The organism is Labilibaculum manganireducens (genome assembly GCF_002843385.1).
Taxonomy (GTDB): Bacteria; Bacteroidota; Bacteroidia; order Bacteroidales; family Marinifilaceae; genus Labilibaculum; species Labilibaculum manganireducens.
This window is the reverse complement of the sequence record NZ_MVDE01000010.1, coordinates 98,040-112,818: the sequence shown is the minus strand read 5'-3', so window position 1 is coordinate 112,818 and position 14,779 is coordinate 98,040. Positions and strand designations below refer to the sequence as shown.

17 protein-coding genes are annotated in these 14,779 nt (G+C 36.3%); 13 read left to right on the top strand and 4 right to left on the bottom strand.

Features of this window, described 5'->3' with window-relative positions:
- Position 1: 1 nt before the first annotated feature.
- The 5 genes from BZG01_RS08680 (at position 2) to rprY (ending at position 4,842) form a co-directional block, all read left to right on the top strand.
- Positions 2–238: an acyl carrier protein gene (locus BZG01_RS08680; protein ID WP_096429419.1), complete on the top strand. Its 237-nt coding sequence runs from the start codon at positions 2–4 to the stop codon at positions 236–238.
- 21 nt (positions 239–259) lie between these two features.
- Positions 260–1,513 (top strand): beta-ketoacyl-ACP synthase II, encoded by a 1,254-nt coding sequence (gene fabF, locus BZG01_RS08675; RefSeq protein ID WP_101309439.1) that lies wholly within the window; start codon positions 260–262, stop codon positions 1,511–1,513.
- A gap of 3 nt (positions 1,514–1,516) precedes the next feature.
- Positions 1,517–2,257 (top strand): ribonuclease III, encoded by a 741-nt coding sequence (gene rnc, locus BZG01_RS08670; RefSeq protein ID WP_101309438.1) that lies wholly within the window; start codon positions 1,517–1,519, stop codon positions 2,255–2,257.
- A gap of 401 nt (positions 2,258–2,658) precedes the next feature.
- Complete coding sequence (locus BZG01_RS08665) at positions 2,659–4,149, top strand: sensor histidine kinase (RefSeq protein WP_101309437.1); 1,491 nt, start codon at positions 2,659–2,661, stop codon at positions 4,147–4,149.
- A 6-nt stretch (positions 4,150–4,155) separates the two neighbouring features.
- Positions 4,156–4,842 (top strand): response regulator transcription factor RprY, encoded by a 687-nt coding sequence (gene rprY / locus BZG01_RS08660; RefSeq protein WP_101309436.1) that lies wholly within the window; start codon positions 4,156–4,158, stop codon positions 4,840–4,842.
- A gap of 56 nt (positions 4,843–4,898) precedes the next feature.
- Here the strand turns inward: rprY and BZG01_RS08655 are convergent, their stop codons facing one another.
- The 4 genes from BZG01_RS08655 to BZG01_RS08640 form a co-directional block, all read right to left on the bottom strand.
- Positions 4,899–5,204 carry a hypothetical protein gene (locus BZG01_RS08655; protein ID WP_101309435.1) on the bottom strand — a complete coding sequence of 102 codons (306 nt, stop codon included), beginning with the start codon at positions 5,202–5,204 and terminating at the stop codon, positions 4,899–4,901.
- A 128-nt stretch (positions 5,205–5,332) separates the two neighbouring features.
- Positions 5,333–5,527, bottom strand: a complete 195-nt coding sequence (locus tag BZG01_RS08650) for a hypothetical protein (RefSeq protein ID WP_101309434.1) — start codon at positions 5,525–5,527, stop codon at positions 5,333–5,335.
- Positions 5,528–5,690: 163 nt separating this feature from the next.
- Positions 5,691–5,906 (bottom strand): hypothetical protein, encoded by a 216-nt coding sequence (locus BZG01_RS08645; RefSeq protein WP_124993950.1) that lies wholly within the window; start codon positions 5,904–5,906, stop codon positions 5,691–5,693.
- A 132-nt stretch (positions 5,907–6,038) separates the two neighbouring features.
- A complete protein-coding gene (locus BZG01_RS08640) occupies positions 6,039–7,202 on the bottom strand; it encodes a 1-acyl-sn-glycerol-3-phosphate acyltransferase (RefSeq protein WP_101309432.1) in 1,164 nt (387 codons plus the stop codon).
- Positions 7,203–7,411: 209 nt separating this feature from the next.
- Here BZG01_RS08640 and BZG01_RS08635 point away from each other — a divergent pair, with 209 nt between their 5' ends.
- From BZG01_RS08635 to kamB, 8 genes are all read left to right on the top strand, one after another.
- On the top strand, positions 7,412–8,167 hold the full coding sequence (locus BZG01_RS08635) for a zinc metallopeptidase (RefSeq protein ID WP_245870319.1): 756 nt from the start codon (positions 7,412–7,414) through the stop codon (positions 8,165–8,167).
- A 331-nt stretch (positions 8,168–8,498) separates the two neighbouring features.
- Positions 8,499–8,936 carry a hypothetical protein gene (locus tag BZG01_RS08630; RefSeq protein WP_101309431.1) on the top strand — a complete coding sequence of 146 codons (438 nt, stop codon included), beginning with the start codon at positions 8,499–8,501 and terminating at the stop codon, positions 8,934–8,936.
- Between the two features lie 597 nt (positions 8,937–9,533).
- Positions 9,534–10,181 carry a CoA transferase subunit A gene (locus tag BZG01_RS08625; protein ID WP_101309430.1) on the top strand — a complete coding sequence of 216 codons (648 nt, stop codon included), beginning with the start codon at positions 9,534–9,536 and terminating at the stop codon, positions 10,179–10,181.
- A 13-nt stretch (positions 10,182–10,194) separates the two neighbouring features.
- Positions 10,195–10,578, top strand: coding sequence for a 3-aminobutyryl-CoA ammonia lyase (gene kal, locus BZG01_RS08620; protein WP_101309429.1), 384 nt, complete (start codon positions 10,195–10,197; stop codon positions 10,576–10,578).
- 9 nt (positions 10,579–10,587) lie between these two features.
- Entirely contained in the window at positions 10,588–11,412 is an 825-nt protein-coding gene (kce, locus tag BZG01_RS08615; protein WP_101309428.1) for a 3-keto-5-aminohexanoate cleavage enzyme, read from the top strand.
- A 74-nt stretch (positions 11,413–11,486) separates the two neighbouring features.
- Positions 11,487–12,521 carry an L-erythro-3,5-diaminohexanoate dehydrogenase gene (gene kdd, locus BZG01_RS08610; RefSeq protein ID WP_180327264.1) on the top strand — a complete coding sequence of 345 codons (1,035 nt, stop codon included), beginning with the start codon at positions 11,487–11,489 and terminating at the stop codon, positions 12,519–12,521.
- Positions 12,521–13,783: a lysine 2,3-aminomutase gene (gene kamA, locus BZG01_RS08605; RefSeq protein ID WP_101309426.1), complete on the top strand. Its 1,263-nt coding sequence runs from the start codon at positions 12,521–12,523 to the stop codon at positions 13,781–13,783. Before kdd ends, kamA begins: the two co-directional genes overlap by 1 nt.
- Positions 13,770–14,777, top strand: coding sequence for a lysine 5,6-aminomutase reactivase subunit KamB (gene kamB, locus BZG01_RS08600; RefSeq protein ID WP_101309425.1), 1,008 nt, complete (start codon positions 13,770–13,772; stop codon positions 14,775–14,777). Before kamA ends, kamB begins: the two co-directional genes overlap by 14 nt.
- The last annotated feature ends 2 nt before the right edge of the window (positions 14,778–14,779 follow it).

The window sequence follows — 14,779 nt, the reverse complement described above, 5'->3', positions numbered from 1 at the left end:
TATGTCTGATATTGCATCTAGAGTAAAAGCTATCATAGTTGATAAGTTGGGTGTGGACGAAACTGAGGTAACACTTGAGGCTAGTTTCACTAACGATCTTGGAGCTGATTCATTGGATACAGTTGAGCTTATCATGGAATTCGAAAAAGAATTTAATATCGCTATTCCAGACGATCAAGCAGAAAACATTGGTACTGTAGGTGACGCTATTTCTTACATCGGAGAAAACGCTAAGTAATTATTAACCAGAACCTTTTTTATGGAATTTAGAAGAGTAGTAGTAACTGGGCTCGGAACAATTAACCCAATTGGTAATTCTGTTGCCGAATATTGGGATAGTTTGGAGAACGGAGTGGGTGGATCAGGATTGATTACTCATTTTGATGCTTCAAAGTTCAAAACTCAGTTTGCTTGCGAAGTTAAAAATTTCGAGCCTAATGATCATTTCGACCGCAAGGAAGTTAGAAAATTAGATTTGTATGCTCAGTATGCTTTGGTTGCGGCCAAACAAGCTATTGAAGATTCAAATCTTGACCTTGAATCGGAAGATTTAACAAAGGCTGGAGTAATCTGGGGTTCTGGTATTGGCGGAATTAAAACTTTCTTAGATGAAGTTACAGGATATGCAAACGGGGATGGAACTCCTCGTTTCTCTCCTTTTTTCATTCCTAAGATGATTTCTGATATTGCCGCCGGTCATATTTCAATGAAATATGGATTCCAAGGACCTAATTATGGTACTGTTTCTGCATGCGCTTCGGCTTCACATGCAATGATTGATGCAATGAATTACATCCGTTTGGGTAAAGCTAATATCTTTATTACAGGAGGTTCTGAAGCATCTATCAATGAAGCAGGGTTGGGTGGATTTAATTCTATGCAGGCATTATCTACAAACAACGAAGAGTATAAAACTGCATCTCGTCCGTTCTGTAATACCCGTGACGGTTTTGTTATGGGTGAAGGAAGTGGTTGCTTGATATTTGAAGAATATGAGCACGCCAAAAAACGAGGAGCAAAAATTTATGCTGAAATTGTTGGTGGTGGAATGTCTGGTGATGCTTATCACCTAACAGCAACTCATCCGGAAGGAAGAGGTGCGATTAACGCTATGAAAATGGCGTTAGAAGACGCTTGTCTGAAACCAGAAGAAATTGATTATATCAATGTTCATGGAACTTCAACACCTGTAGGTGATATTCCTGAAACAAAAGCGGTTCAGACTGTGTTTGGCGATCATGCCTATAAATTGAACATTAGTGCTACAAAATCAATGACTGGTCACTTGCTGGGAGCAGCAGGAGCTGTTGAAGCTATTGCCTGTATTTTGGCAATAAATAATCAAACTGTTCCTCCTACAATTAACTTTAGCGAGGCGGATCCTAACATTGATGAAAAACTAAACCTTACACTTCATAAGGCTCAGAAACGCGAAATTCGCACAGCTTTGAGTAATACATTTGGGTTTGGTGGTCATAATGCTTCAGTTATTTTCAAATCATTCATTGAATAATTTGTGGTAAAGTCTATATTTCAATCCATAAAACTTTTTTTCTATCCTGAAAGGGAGTTTTATGGATTGTTTTTTGATTCACTGGGAGTTAAACCTAATAATCCGGATTTGTATGAGCTCGCTTTCATACACAAATCTGCAACCATCCAAAAAAAAGGTTACGGTTTAAACAATGAACGTCTCGAATATCTTGGGGATGCTATTCTTGGTGCTATAATCGCCGATATTCTATACAAGTACTTTCCCAATAAGGACGAAGGTTTTCTTACCCAAATCAGATCTAAAATTGTCAGCAGGCAATCCTTAAATAAGCTGGCAGTTAAAATTGAACTCGACAAGCAGGTTGTCTCCAATGTGAACTTGAATAATAACAAGCATATTTACGGAGATGCATTTGAAGCTTTTATTGGAGCTATTTATCTCGATCAAGGGTACGACAAAACAAGAAAATTTATCGAAGATAAGATTTTTAGAACACACATTAATTTGGAAGAAGTGGTTACTGTTGAAACCAATTTTAAAAGTAAATTGATTGAGTGGGCTCAAAAAAATAAGAAAGATGTTTATTTTGATACACACGAAGGTGGTATTGATGATGCATTGAATTTGCCTTTGTTTACTTCTGAAGTTGAGGTGGAAGAAGTGAAAATGGGAACCGGAAAAGGCACATCTAAAAAGGAAGCACAACAAAAAGCGGCTCAGGAAGCTCTTACACGAATAAGTCAAATGGAATTGGCTTTCTAAATCTCTTCGGTTACATCCTGTTATTGATTTTCAAAAAGAAATTTGCGGTTGGTTTTAGGGGATTTTAACGTCTTGTTTGGTGCATGAACGGCATAAAAAAAAGGACGGTAACCACAACCGCCCTTTCATCTAACTATTAACCAAAATTTTTAATCAAGGAGATTGTTTCTTATAGATTCGCTCTCCGTTGGCAAATATAGTGTCAAATTATTAACTTCAAAGTCGTTTTTGTGAAAATTTATCAAAAAACAGCCGTTTTTGTCTAAAATAGATTAAATCCAAATCTATAAAGTGGTGATGAGTTTTGGTAACTGAAATTTTGGTAATTGTATCCATTTAAACTTGTGTTAAAGATTGTTAAGCTGGAATAGCTGCAGCTGCTTTTTTTTATATTTGTATCTATGAATCAAAAATATATTTGGCTTGTAACAATTGTACTCTGTATTTCCTTATCTGGATTGATATTGGTTCAGATTAACTTTTTTCAGTCAGCCTCTAAAATTAAAGAAGAACAACTGGCGCTTACAGTTAGTAAGGCTCTGGATCAGGTTGTCTCAGAATTAGAAAGAGCAGAAAAAGAGCAGATTATTTTGGAAGGTGATGTTTCCAATTTTACTAATGGTACAATTATCAGTTCTAAAAGTTCAGGGTTTAATATAAATATACCGATGGATTTTACTCATGAGAAAGCCAGATTGAGTTTTTATTCGGAGAATACAAAATATGATATTGGGGAAGGGGTCATAAATCCGGATGGTTTATCTGTACTTTCTAAAATGCAGATGCAATTTAATAAAACGATAAATACCGGCAATTCATATGCGTTGATAGCCGGACAATTGGCTAATTCACGGCTTCCGTTAAGCGAAAGAATTAAAATGGAAAAATTGCCTCAGCTTATTCAGGAAAAACTTCGTGAAAATGGAATTAAGCTGAATTTTGAGTATGCAGTAAAATCAAACAACAAATTCGAAAAAAGATCAAAGAATTATTTTCGAAATCCTTCTTTCGAAAAATACAGCAAGCAGTTGTTTCCCAATGATTTTTTCTCCAATCTAAACTTTTTATATATTTATTTTCCCGGGCAACAGAGGTATATGTTACAGTCATACTCTTTGTTACTTCCATCTTTCATATTGACTCTGGTTTTAATTCTTTCCAGTGCATTCACGATTTTCATTATTTTTCGTCAGAAAAGATTATCGAATATAAAGAATGACTTCATTAATAATATGACTCATGAGTTTAAAACTCCTATTGCAACTATTTCGTTAGCTTCTCAGATGTTGAAGGATAATACTGTTACTACAACCGCATCAACAAGAGATCATATTGCAAAGATTATTAATGACGAAAGTCGGAGACTAACCTATCAGGTTGAGAAAGTTTTGCAGATGGCGGTTTTTAATGAGGTTAGAATGAAATTGAAATTGAAGACAATAAGTGTTCATAAAATAATTCAAAATTTATTACCTAACTTTACTATAAGAGTTGAAGACAGAAAGGGGAATATGTATCAGAATATTGATGCAGAGCATGATCTGGTAATGGCTGATGAGGTTCATTTAAGTAATGTAATTGCGAATTTATTGGATAATGCCATTAAATACTGTAAAGATGCTCCGGAACTTAGTATTAGTACAAGAAATAAAAATAAGGGTATTGTTATTACGGTTACAGATAACGGCATTGGAATTTCGAAAGAAGATCAAAAAATGATTTTTGAGCGTTTTTTTAGAGTACATACGGGAAATGTTCATGACGTTAAAGGATTTGGTTTGGGATTGTCTTACGTTAAAAAGATAGTAGATGCCCATAATGGACAGGTTAGTGTTGACAGTATACCTGATAAAGGATCCAAATTTGAAATATATCTTCCCTTAAAAAAATAGATACATATGGAACAAGTTAAAATTTTATTAGCAGAAGATGACGCTAACCTAGGACTTCTGTTAAAAGAGTATTTGGTTGCAAAAGGCTACAACACCACACTTCGTGAAGATGGCGATAAGGCATACGATGAATTTTTAAAAAATCCATATGATCTGTGTATTTTTGATATCATGATGCCGCATAGGGATGGTTTTACTTTGGCCAAGGATATTCGTTTGATCAATAGTGAGATTCCAATCATTTTCCTAACTGCAAAGTCGATGAAAGAAGATGTTCTGGAGGGTTTTAAATTGGGAGCCGATGATTATATGACAAAGCCATTTAGTATGGAAGAGTTATTGGTTCGTATCGAAGCTGTTCTAAGAAGAACTTCAGGGGTAAAAAGTGAAAATACCCAGGAGGAGTTTAAATTAGGGCGCTTTTTATTCGATTCAAAGAAACAGTTTCTTCAGGATGGTGAATCAACAATTAAGCTGACAACGAAAGAATCAGAATTGTTAAAACTTCTCTGTAATAATGTGAATAAAGTTTTGGAACGAAATTTAGCTCTTAGAACGATCTGGTCGGATGATAATTATTTTAATGCCAGAAGTATGGATGTGTATATTACTAAGCTAAGAAAGCATTTAAAGCCTGAGCCGGGCATTGAAATCATCAATGTTCATGGTCGAGGATATAAACTAATCATGTAATAGTTACCTGATATAGAAAACGCCGGTTATTTGACCGGCGTTTTTTTATGAGATATTTATTCTGAAACCTTTTCAGTAGAATCAGATTGTTCTGCTTTCTTTTCTTTTTTAGTGACTTCTTTTTCGCGTTGTATCATATCCTGATACATACTCCGCATGAATTTAATCCCAAATTGCAAAGCGTCTTTTTTGCTCTGAAAATTTGATTTGATTAATTGATGCATACTTAATTCTTCACTCGGATCATCGGTATAATAGAAAATATCAATATTAGGTCTGTTCCCTTTCTTTTTGATTTCCATTCCGAACCAGGTTTCGAATTCCTGGTCTCCTACTTTAATATGACGTACAAATTTTATCATCTTCTGATTTTTTTTCCGTTGCGAAGATACTTCATTTTTTTTTAAGGATGAATATTCAAATTTGAGATGGTATAAAAAAAGAGGATCTTCAATTGAAGATCCTCGAGATTTAAAAAGTAACTTACTTATTATAATGAGAGCTGAGGGTTGGTAACATCAGAAAGTATCTCATGATAGCGACCCGAATAATTTTCCAGACACCAATTTTTAAGTTTCTCAAAATCAGTTGGTGTTAGCCACTGAAAGGCTTTTGTCAACTCTTTACGAAAAAGAGCAAAATCAAAACTTACATTAGCGAGGACGATTTTTGTTTGTTCAAGCATGATTATTCAAGTTTATAGTGTTTAACAGAACTTGTTCCACTAAGCTACAATTTTCTTTGAGGATTGAAGAATACATTAAGAAGTCTTAACATTTTTTACGGTTTTATTAATGTAAGCTTATTCATTTATTGTTCTCAGGTTGAAGGCGTAAAAAAAGGAGCTGCTATAGCTCCTCATTCTGTTTTTTTTCCAACTCTTTAATCTTCTTTTCCTGATTGTTCAATAATACCATCGAAATTGTAAGAATGAACATGACAATCAGTTCAATATAGATTCCGCTCCTGTCAGGAGTTTCTGCCGAAGAGTTCAGGAGGTTTAATATTGCAGCCACCATAATTAAAAAGGTGGACATGATTAGCAGGAGTTTAATTAGTTTCATGTGTTTTTAATTTTAGCGAATCTTAATAGGTGAGTTGCGGAGTATTTATTCCAGATGAATTTTATTTATAGAATGAAATTATTAAAAAATCAGTTCAAAAAAAAATGGCCTTCCTAAGAAAGCCATAGTATTTTATTTGTCAGGGACAAAATCCGGTTTTTTTAATTCCAATCTGTTTTTGACAGGATTCGCATAGATTTCCAGGAATATATGATTTAATCTTTCAAGATTTCCTTCATCCGGATTAATTTTCTTTTCCATGTGCTTTAAGAAAAGATCTTTTTCTTCAGATGTATATTTATCCGCGAACTCATCCGTTTTGTTTACGATATCGTAGGCAATGTAATTGTCAGGCCAAAGTTTGTAGTTCTTGTGTATTCTGTAGTCAATCAAATCAGCAAGAGCTTTGAATTTATCTCTGCTGTCATCCATTTCTTCAATAACGTCAAGCATTATGGAGATCGGTTTTCCGATAACAAAATTAACGCGGCCTTTTTCATTAACCATTCCTTTGATCATGCTTCGTAAATCGTCCTTAGGAGTTTTCTTAAAACCTTCTTCGGTTTCTTTTTTGTATACTTCTAAGGTTTTCATTGCATCGCATGGCTCGTATTCGTATGAAATAGCAACAGGAACAATTCGTAAGCTTTTAAAGTGCTCAGAGAAAGTAACATCTCCACTCATTTGCAGCATTTTCAACAAGCTCTGTTGAGTTCTGTCATCACCATCTTTGGTGCGTCCTTCTCGTTGTGCTATCCAAATAGATGATTTTTTAGTGTTTAATGCATACTGTATGTAAGATGATAATTGCTTAGAGCTGGTAAGCATCTGACGAACAGTTACGTTTCTTTGTACAACGAAGCTTTTGTTTAGTTTAACTAAATCGGCTATCCACGGTTGAATTAAGAGATTACTGCCAATAGCGATTTCAGTTGTTTCAAAACCATTGTTGTAAAGCATCACGTTAAGTAAGGCTGAATCCAAAATGATATCTCTATGATCCGAAATAAATAAATAACTTTCTTTTGGATCAAGATTTTCCAGTCCGTCAATGGTTATTCCTTTGGTGGTGTGGTCAATAATGTGTTGTGCCAGTCGTACAATGAAGTTGCTCTGAAATTCCTTTATTGTTTTTACTTCTCCCAATGCTTTCACAATCATTTCTTTCGAAAATCCTGGAAATAACTGTTGCGAGAATCGAATAAAAGCTTCTTCTTTTATTAAACGTCCGATGGTTTCTACAACTTCGGAATCGTTATATGGTCGAATAGCATCAAAATCTGAGTCAGTGAACATTGCTTGGTTCTTTTTGTTTTAAGGAATGGCAAAAATAAGCAAATTATATGGAATGTCTAGGAAATGGTGCCTGCTTTTTGTTTTTATTGATGTTTAACTCCCTTGAAATTCAAATATTTACATTTGTGAATAGGTGCACTATCTAGCTGTGTTTGGGGAGGATGGCTCTTAATTAAGGTGTTGCAATAACTGTCAAATCGACATGAAATGTGTTTGAATCAATCTTGGCAGAGAATTTGAGTTTTTTATCTGAAATGTCAGTTAAATTAATTGGAGGAATTGTAATGGGAGGAATTTGGATCATATTTATTGCTTTTACTTTGTTGAGCTGGCTTGTGAGCAGTCAGTTAAAAGCAAGATTTAAAAGGTATTCTCAAATACCTGCGGCGAATGGCATGACAGGACGCGAGGTGGTTGAGCAGATGTTGAGGGATCATGGTGTGAGAGGGGTAAGGATTGGTTCTGTTGATGGTCAGTTATCGGATCATTACAATCCGGAAAATAAAACCATTAATCTGAGTAAGGATGTTTACCATGGTAGAAGTATAGCGGCAGCAGCAGTAGCTGCGCATGAAACCGGACATGCAATTCAACATGCCGAAGCATATGCATGGCTGCAAATGCGATCGGCTTTAGTGCCCATTGTTAGTTTTAGTTCCAATTGGATACAGTGGTTGCTTCTGGCTGGAATTGTTATGGTGAATGCTTTCCCTCAACTACTTTTGACAGGGATAGTACTGTTTGCCGGCACTACTCTTTTTAGTATTATCACCTTGCCTGTAGAGGTGGATGCTAGTCGAAGAGCCTTGGTTTGGTTGAAAACATCAGGTATTACAACTTATGAAACACAGAAAAGTGCTTTTGATGCATTGAAATGGGCGGCATATACTTATTTTATTGCAGCTCTGTCTTCCTTGGCAACATTACTTTACTATGTAATGATTTATATGGGAAGAAGGAATTAGACTCTTAAATGAGTGAAAAAATTAAAAAGTATTGTCCTTTTACTATCAGAAAATTCAGTGGCTGATGTAAAAGGACTTTTTTGCTTATACCAATTTAATTTCAAAATAGACTCTAATTAAAATGAATTAATTTTTAGTTGTATCGAAGCAAAGCCATGTTACGATGCATCTTTTTTAACTAAGATATAGCTGAAAAGAAACATTTTATAAGGCATGTTTTGGTATTATTTCTATATCGATTGATTCCTGGTGTTTGTAATAGTTCTGCTAAAAAGTGAAGAATTAGAATCCTTTTTCTTATTTTTAATCTTTCAAAATAAGAAAAAGAGATATGACTAAAATAGCAAAATACGGATTTGTGCTTTCCTTCGTTTGGGTAGGATTTTTATTGGCGATTAGCTTTATGGAAGCCTGGGTTAAGTTTCGGGCTGTGTCGCTTGACCTGCCAACAGGATTGGATGTGGGAGTTCATGTGTTTGGCGCTTTAAATATGATTGAGCGCCTCTTTTCAGCAATGCTTTTGGTTTATGTGTTTATCAATTATACCGATAAAGTTGTTGTGCTTACCGGCTTAACGATTTTCACTTTTGTAGTTGCTCAGTCGGGATATTTGCTCCCTGAATTAAATCAGCATGCACAGTTAATTATTATGGGAATGGTGCCTGAGAAAAATTCAATTCACCACATATACGTGCTTATGGAAGTTGTAAAATTGGTGGCATTGCTGGTTTTGGGGTTCAGACAAGTGCGAATATTCAAACAAGCATAGTTTTCCTGAAATTGTAATTTCTTACGCTCTGTATTCCTAAAATACAGATGGAAGCCGAGTAGAGTATGGTTTCTTGCACATTTGTTAAAAAACAAACAAATTAGTTTGTGGCAAAGTTCGGATTCTCCCAAAAATAATTTTAATAGCTGTTACTTTAAATAGGCAGATTTTACTCTTAATTTAATCGATTGTTGAGTTGTAAGCATTAATATTTGAAGTTTTTTTGTAAGAAACCGTTAAAATATTAGATAGTGTTGTAAAACATATGTGTCAGTAGTTGAAAAGGTATATGTTGTACGGCATGTTTTTGGTGTGATAGTTTATGTAATCAACGATTAAAATTAACACTAATGTTAAAATAACAACATTAAAATGGTCAAAAATTGCCTTTTTGAGCCTTTCTGCAAGCTTGTTTAGAATGAATAAAAAGACTGAAGAGTTTCATATTTGTGCCATTTAGAATGGGTCTTGATACGGAACTCTGCAATCGTTTCCATCAGTGCTTTAAAAAATTATCTTTGTTTCGTAAATAGACTAAAGACTTCTGTTTTATTGATTTCAGAAGTTTATTGGTAAAACGGTAAAAACTATTTTTTGATGAACAAGATAATCTCAATAAAAGAGGCAGTTGCTAAACTGCAGGATGGAATGACCATCATGATCGGAGGATTTCTTTCGGTTGGAACTGCGAATAATATGATCGATCATATCGTTTCTTCCAACGTTAAAAATTTAACAATTATTTGTAATGATACGGCTTTCGCAGATAAAGGTCTGGGAAAATTGATTGCCAACAGACAGGTTGTTAAGGTGATTACTTCTCATATTGGAACAAATCCTGCCACGATTGAGCAAATGAATAATGGAGAGATAGAAGTGGAATTTAGTCCTCAGGGTACTTTGGCTGAGCGCGTTCGTTCTGGTGGAGCTGGTTTAGGTGGAGTTCTTACTCCAACAGGTTTGGGAACTATGGTTGCCGAAGGTAAGGAGATTATAACTGTTGATGGAAAAGAGTTTTTGCTTGAGAAACCTTTGCGGGCAGATGTAGCTTTGATTGGAGCAAGCATTTCTGATACTTTGGGTAATCTTACTTATAGAGGAACTACTCAGAATTTTAATCCATTAATGGCTACTGCAGCCGATTTGGTAATTGTAGAAGCTAAGCAGATGGTAGAGGCTGGAACACTGAAGCCGGAAGAGGTGAAAACTCCATCTATTTTTGTAGATTTTATTGTAAACAACTAACTAATATAGACAAATGGAAAAGGCAATGATAAGAATGCGCATGAGTTCTCATGACGCTCATTATGGTGGAAATTTGGTTGATGGAGCAAAAATGCTTCAGTTATTTGGTGACGTAGCAACAGAATTATTAATCCGTCGTGATGGTGATGAAGGATTGTTTGCAGGATACGAAAATGTTGAATTTTTGGCTCCTGTTTATGCAGGGGATTACATCGAAGCAGTTGGTGAAATTATAAAAGAAGGCAACTCAAGCCGTAAAATGACTTTCGAAGCCCGCAAAGTAATTGTGCCAAGAACAGATATTTCTGAATCAGCAGCTGATTTTCTAGAAGAGCCAGTTGTAGTTTGCAGAGCTGTCGGAACATGTGTTACTCCTAAGAAATCTCAACGTAAATAATTATAAGCCATGGAAAAACTGATCATCACAGCAGCCATTTGTGGCGCAGAAGTTACCAAAGAGCACAATCCAAATGTTCCTTACACTGTTGAAGAATGTGTACGTGAAGCAGGTTTGGCTTATGAAGCAGGAGCAAGTATAATTCATCTTCATGTAAGAACCGATGATGGAACACCAACTCAAGATAAGAATCGTTTCAAAATGGTGATGGATGCGATTCATGCAAAATATCCTGATGTAATTATTCAGCCATCAACCGGTGGAGCTGTTGGTATGACCAACGATGAAAGATTGCAGCCAACTGAGTTGAACCCGGAAATGGCAACTCTTGATTGCGGTACTTTGAATTTTGGTGGCGATGAGATCTTCGAGAATACTGAAAATACCATTAAGTATTTCGGTGAGAGAATGATTGAGAGAGGAATTAAACCAGAATTGGAAGTGTTCGATAAATCGATGATCGACATGGCTCTTCGTCTTCACAAAAAAGGATTCATTAAATCTCCGATGCACTTTGATTTTGTCATGGGAGTGAATGGCGGAATTTCAGGTACTCTTCGCGACTTTGTTTTCTTAAGAGAAAGCATTCCTGCTGATGCAACTTATACCGTTGCTGGTATTGGTCGTTTTGAATTTCCATTGGCAACGGCTGCTATTGTTGATGGTGGTCATGTGCGTGTTGGATTTGAAGACAATACAATGATCTCAAGAGGTGTTGTAGCAGAATCGAATGGTCAGTTGGTTGAGAAAGTAGTTCGTTTGGCGAAGGAATTAGGCCGCGAGATTGCAACACCAGCCGAGGCTCGGGAAATTTTAGGATTAAAGCAAAAGTAGTTAGTACAAAGTAATTGGTAGGTAATCAATTTTACTAAAGACTAATTACTATTTACTCAATACTAAATATAGAAATGAACAAAGGAAATAAATACGGAACACACAGAGTACTTGAACCAAAAGGTACTCTTCCACAACCAGCTCAAAAGTTGGATAACAGCATGTCGATTTACGACAATGAGGTTTTGATTGATGTTCAAACATTGAATATCGATTCGGCAAGTTTTACTCAGATTAAGGGTGCTTGTGATGCTGATAAAGCAAAAATGGAAGAAATGATTCTCTCTATTGTTGCTGAGCGTGGTAAAATGCAAAATCCGGTAACGGGTTCTGGTGGAATGTTGATTGGAACTGTTAAGGAAGTTGGTCCTAACTTTCCAAATCAGGATTTAAAGGTTGGTGATAAGATAGCTACATTGGTTTCTTTGTCATTAACTCCTCTCAAGATCGAAAAGATTACAAATATTAATCTTTCTAACGATCAGGTGGATGCAGAAGCTCAGGCTATTCTTTTTGCGAGTGGTTTGTATGCTGTTCTTCCAACAGACTTGCCCGAGAAATTGGCTTTGGCAGCTCTTGATGTTGCCGGTGCTCCTGCTCAGGTAGATCGTTTGGTGAAAGAAGGCGACACGGTTTGTATCATCGGTGGTGGTGGAAAATCGGGTGTGCTTTGCTGCTATCAGGCAATGCAGAAAGTTGGGACAAAAGGAAAAGTAATTGTTGTGGAATATTCTAAAGAAAACGCACAGCGAATTAAAGATCTTGGATTAGCAACTGATGTTATTGTGGGTGACGCTACCGATGTCATGAATGTTTACGCAAGCGTAACCGAAATTACAGGTGAAGAAGGATGCGATGTAGTAATCAACAATGTAAATGTTGCTTCTACCGAAATGTCATCAATCCTAATCACTAAAGACAGAGGATGCGTTTATTTCTTCTCAATGGCCACATCGTTTAGTAAAGCTGCTCTTGGAGCAGAGGGTGTGGGTAAAGATGTTGATATGATTGTTGGAAATGGTTATGCAATTGGACATGCCGACCTAACATTAGATATTATCAGAAATTCAAAAGGAATTAGAGAATTGTTCGAAAAATTATATGTGTAATGACTAACAACGACAGACGAAGAGATATGTTTCCTGAGGTAACCGATATTCAGTGGAATGACTGGAAATGGCAGGTGCGTAACCGTATTGAAACATTGGATCAGTTAAAGAAATACATTAGTTTGACTGAAGAGGAAGAAGAAGGAGTTCGCAGATCATTGGCATCATTGCGTATGGCTATTACTCCATATTACATGACTCTTATTGATCAGAATAACCCAAATTGTCCGGTTCGTAAGCAGGCAATTCCAACAGCCGCAGAAGTATATCATTCTCCGGCAGATCTTTTGGATCCATTGCATGAGGATGAAGATTCTCCTGTTCCTGGTTTAACTCACCGTTATCCGGATCGTGTTTTGTTTCTGATAACTGATATGTGTTCGATGTATTGCCGTCATTGTACCCGCCGTCGTTTTGCCGGACAGTCCGATGCTTCAACTCCTCAGGATAATATCGAGAAAGCAATTGAGTACATCGCAAATACGCCGCAGGTAAGAGATGTTGTTCTTTCAGGTGGGGATGCTTTGTTGATCAGCGATGATAAATTAGAATATATTATCAGCCGTTTACGAGCTATTCCTCATGTTGAGATTATTCGTATTGGAACACGTACTCCTGTTGTTTTGCCACAACGTATTACCGATAATTTGGTGAAAATGTTGAGTAAATATCATCCAATTTGGCTGAATACTCATTTTAATCACTCCGACGAGATGACTGAGGATTCAAAAAATGCATTGGCCCGCATGGCAAATGCAGGGATTCCTTTAGGAAACCAATCGGTACTTTTAAAAGGGGTGAATGATTGTGTTCACATCATGAAAAAGTTAATGCACAACCTGGTAATGAACAGAGTTCGTCCTTACTACATTTATCAGTGCGATCTTTCGATGGGATTGGAGCATTTCAGAACTCCGGTTTCAAAGGGAATTGAGATTATTGAAAATCTTCGTGGTCATACTTCTGGTTTTGCAGTACCAACTTTTGTGGTTGATGCTCCGGGTGGTGGTGGCAAAACTCCGGTGATGCCTCAATATGTAATTTCTCAGAGTCCTGGAAAAGTGGTGATGAGGAATTTTGAAGGAGTGATAACAACCTATACTGAACCTTCTCATTACGATAATAAATGTGCTTGTCCTGATTGTGCTATGAATGAGAAACATGAAGGAGTTGCGTCACTACTAAATGGAGATAAGTTATCTATAGAGCCAGATCATTTGTCGAGAAAAGACCGAAATAAAAAGATAGATGCCGTTTCTTAACGACATAGATAAATATAGTAGTCTTTCGATTGTTGGACTTGAAAAAAATACCGGAAAAACCGAGTGTTTGAATTATGTGCTGTCCCGGCTTCGGGACAGCCGTAAACAAATTGCACTTACGTCGATTGGTATTGATGGTGAAAACCGTGATCAGGTTACACAAACAAATAAGCCGGAAATTGAGCTTAGCGAAGGGATGATATTTGTGACTTCGGAATTGCATTACAAACAGCGAAAGCTGATATCTGAAGTGATAGATGTATCCCGTCAATCAACCAGTTTAGGTCGGTTGGTAAGCGCAAAAGCTTTAACTAAAGGCAAGGTTCTTTTATCGGGACCGGTTAGCAATCATTCCATTAAGGAGTTAATTGCTGATTTAAAAAATAAAGGTGTAGAGCTGTGCATTGTTGATGGTGCTTTATCCCGCAAAAGTATAGGATCACCAGCTGTAACCGAGGCCATGATTTTGGCAACAGGAGCAGCTCTTTCGGCAAATATTACGCAATTGGTTTACAAAACTAAGTATGTGTATGATTTGATTCAGTTGCCGGAAATTGAAATGAAATTGAAAACTCAATTATCTGAAGTAGATAATGGCATTTGGGCGATCGATTCGGAAGGCAAGTTTCAGGATACTGGAATTAGTTCTGTTTTGTTGATTCAAAAAGAAAAAGATAAGCTTTTTCAGCATGGCAATTGCTTTTTTGTGAGTGGCGCTGTAACCGATCAGTTTTTAGATTTTTTGAAGAATCAGAAACAGATTTCTGAAATAAAGCTGATTGTCAGGGATTTTACAAGGGTTTTCGCCAGTCCTGAAACCTATTATGCTTTTGTAAAGCGAGGAGGAAGAATGCAGGTATTGAATAAAACCAATTTATTGGCAATTACGATCAATCCTGTTTCGCCCGATGGTTACCGATTAAATTCGGATGAGTTGAAAAATGCATTGCAGGAAAAGGTAAATGTTCCCGTGTACGATATAAAAAAATTGTAGTA

What these genes read in the sequence shown, in the direction of transcription:
- BZG01_RS08625 (WP_101309430.1), top strand. Translation starts at nt 9,534, where the DNA reads ATGAACAAGATAATCTCAATAAAAGAGGCAGTTGCTAAACTGCAGGAT.
- BZG01_RS08630 (WP_101309431.1), top strand. Translation starts at nt 8,499, where the DNA reads ATGACTAAAATAGCAAAATACGGATTTGTGCTTTCCTTCGTTTGGGTA.
- kamB (WP_101309425.1), top strand. Translation starts at nt 13,770, where the DNA reads ATGCCGTTTCTTAACGACATAGATAAATATAGTAGTCTTTCGATTGTT.
- BZG01_RS08650 (WP_101309434.1), bottom strand. Translation starts at nt 5,527, where the DNA reads ATGCTTGAACAAACAAAAATCGTCCTCGCTAATGTAAGTTTTGATTTT.
- BZG01_RS08655 (WP_101309435.1), bottom strand. Translation starts at nt 5,204, where the DNA reads ATGATAAAATTTGTACGTCATATTAAAGTAGGAGACCAGGAATTCGAA.
- BZG01_RS08680 (WP_096429419.1), top strand. Translation starts at nt 2, where the DNA reads ATGTCTGATATTGCATCTAGAGTAAAAGCTATCATAGTTGATAAGTTG.
- BZG01_RS08665 (WP_101309437.1), top strand. Translation starts at nt 2,659, where the DNA reads ATGAATCAAAAATATATTTGGCTTGTAACAATTGTACTCTGTATTTCC.
- BZG01_RS08640 (WP_101309432.1), bottom strand. Translation starts at nt 7,202, where the DNA reads ATGTTCACTGACTCAGATTTTGATGCTATTCGACCATATAACGATTCC.
- kdd (WP_180327264.1), top strand. Translation starts at nt 11,487, where the DNA reads ATGAACAAAGGAAATAAATACGGAACACACAGAGTACTTGAACCAAAA.
- kamA (WP_101309426.1), top strand. Translation starts at nt 12,521, where the DNA reads ATGACTAACAACGACAGACGAAGAGATATGTTTCCTGAGGTAACCGAT.
- kce (WP_101309428.1), top strand. Translation starts at nt 10,588, where the DNA reads ATGGAAAAACTGATCATCACAGCAGCCATTTGTGGCGCAGAAGTTACC.
- rprY (WP_101309436.1), top strand. Translation starts at nt 4,156, where the DNA reads ATGGAACAAGTTAAAATTTTATTAGCAGAAGATGACGCTAACCTAGGA.
- kal (WP_101309429.1), top strand. Translation starts at nt 10,195, where the DNA reads ATGGAAAAGGCAATGATAAGAATGCGCATGAGTTCTCATGACGCTCAT.
- BZG01_RS08645 (WP_124993950.1), bottom strand. Translation starts at nt 5,906, where the DNA reads ATGAAACTAATTAAACTCCTGCTAATCATGTCCACCTTTTTAATTATG.
- fabF (WP_101309439.1), top strand. Translation starts at nt 260, where the DNA reads ATGGAATTTAGAAGAGTAGTAGTAACTGGGCTCGGAACAATTAACCCA.